At 49.9% G+C, this 1,307-nt stretch carries 2 protein-coding genes; both read right to left on the bottom strand.

All coding sequences use genetic code 11. The annotated features are described in order from the left end of the window. Positions 1-168 precede the first annotated feature (168 nt). Entirely contained in the window at positions 169-768 is a 600-nt protein-coding gene (locus PX481_RS09610; protein WP_002734165.1) for an ATP-dependent Clp protease proteolytic subunit, read from the bottom strand. Between the two features lie 35 nt (positions 769-803). Beyond that, on the bottom strand, positions 804-1,307 hold a 504-nt coding region (locus tag PX481_RS09605), incomplete at its 5' end, for an ATP-dependent Clp protease proteolytic subunit (RefSeq protein ID WP_288094487.1).

The following is a 1,307-nucleotide window of genomic DNA, read 5'->3' as shown; positions in this document are numbered from 1 at the left end:
CTGCTGGGCAACCAAATTAGCCTGTAATTCAGAGCCGGCAATCGTTTTGACGATTTAGATAAAATTTTCAATGTGACACTTTAGGGTGCGGAATGTGGGTACCATCTAAGGAAGTTTGTCCAATGGCAGTTAGAACAGGTTTCTCGCCTGTTCTAACCTCTGACTGACTTAAGCCGGTCTTCCCTCCACCACCTTATCGATTAAACCGTAGGCGACAGCTTCCTCGGCGGAGAGGAAATAATCGCGGTCCGTGTCTTTTTCGATGCGTTCGATGGTTTGTCCAGTGCGATTAGCCATAATTTCGTTTAATTGCTGGCGAATACGCAGGATTTCCTTAGCTTCAATGTCGATATCCGTCGCTTGCCGGCGCCCGGTTCCGCCCATGGGTTGGTGAATCATAATCCGCGCATGGGGAAGGGCGAGACGCTTACCCGGACTACCGGAAGCCAGTAAAAATGCCCCCATAGAGGCCGCTAATCCCACACAAATAGTCACCACTTCCGCTTTGATGTACTGCATGGTGTCGTAGATGGCCATACCGGCGGTAACGGAACCCCCCGGCGAGTTGATATAGAGATAGATGGGTTTAGTGGGGTCTTCCGAGTCGAGATAAAGCATTTGGGCCACAAGGGCATTGGCTAACCCGTCGGTGACTTCCTGCCCCAGAAAAAGAATGCGTTCCACCGAAAGACGGCTGTAAATGCTAATCCACTGTTCGTATTGGCTACCAGGCAGACGGTAGGGAACTTTTGGCACACCGATAGGCATAATTGGTAACAACTCCTGCTAATTTGTAATAAATCTTAACTAACTTGGGCGAGGGGTTTCGGTAGTTCCTTGCGACTTTCGAGAACGCGATCGATTAATCCGTAGTCTTTCGCCTGTTGTGGGGTGAGATAGAAGGTGCGATCCATATCTTTCGCCAGTTTTTCGGTGGTTTGACCCGTATTTTTCGAGAAAATTTCCAACATCGTCTGTTTGTTGGCGATTACTTCTTTGGCGCGAATCTGGATATCGGTGGCTTGTCCTTGCGCCCCAGTGCGGTTTTGGTTGAGAACGATGGTAGCGTGGGGTAAGGAGGCGCGAAAACCCTTGGTTCCTGCGGAAAGAATCATCGCGGCAGTTCCCATGGCCTGTCCGATACAGATAGTATGAACGGGAGGTTTAATGTAGTTGAGGGTGTCACAGATGGCGAAAGCTTCGGTTTCGTAGCCGATCGCGTCCCCCGTGTACCAGGATGTGCCGGTAGAGTTGATATAGAAGAAAATCGGTTTTTCGGGATCGTCAAATTGCAGGTAGAGCAGTTG

The sequence above is a fragment of the Microcystis sp. M53603_WE2 genome (assembly GCF_030065435.1).
Note: the sequence above shows the minus strand (reverse complement) of the source record. Positions and strands in the feature narration are given on the sequence as shown.